Source organism: Desulfobulbus alkaliphilus (assembly GCF_016918545.1).
GTDB classification, from domain to species: domain Bacteria; phylum Desulfobacterota; class Desulfobulbia; order Desulfobulbales; family Desulfobulbaceae; genus Desulfobulbus; species Desulfobulbus alkaliphilus.
Window position 1 is genome coordinate 1 of record NZ_JAFFQC010000253.1, and the last position, 445, is coordinate 445.

The 445-nt window shown below is 69.7% G+C and carries 1 protein-coding gene; it reads right to left on the reverse strand.

Going from position 1 to position 445, the window contains the following annotated elements; translation table 11 throughout:
* A partial coding sequence (locus JWG43_RS18390) for an AAA family ATPase (RefSeq protein ID WP_205244375.1) occupies positions 1-445 on the reverse strand: 445 nt, incomplete at both ends.

The following is a 445-nucleotide window of genomic DNA, read 5'->3' on the forward strand; positions in this document are numbered from 1 at the left end:
CTTGAGGACCTTCTTCAGGCGCTCCTCGAAGTCACCGCGGTAGCGCGACCCGGCGACGAGCGAGCCGAGGTCGAGCGTGTAGAGCTGCTTGTCCTTGAGCGTCTCGGGGACGTCGCCGGAGACGATGTCCTGCGCGAGGCCCTCGACGACGGCGGTCTTGCCGACGCCAGGCTCACCGATGAGCACCGGGTTGTTCTTGGTGCGTCGGCTGAGGACCTGCATGACGCGCTCGATCTCCTTGGCGCGACCGATGACCGGGTCGAGCTTGCCCTCGCGGGCAGCCTGGGTCAGGTTGCGGCCGAACTGGTCGAGCACTGCCGAGCCGGCCGGGGTGCCCTCGGCAGGGGCGCCCGAGGCGACGGGCTCCTTGCCCTGGTAGCCCGAGAGCAGCTGGATGACCTGCTGGCGCACGCGGTTGAGGTCGGCGCCCAGCTTCGTGAGGACC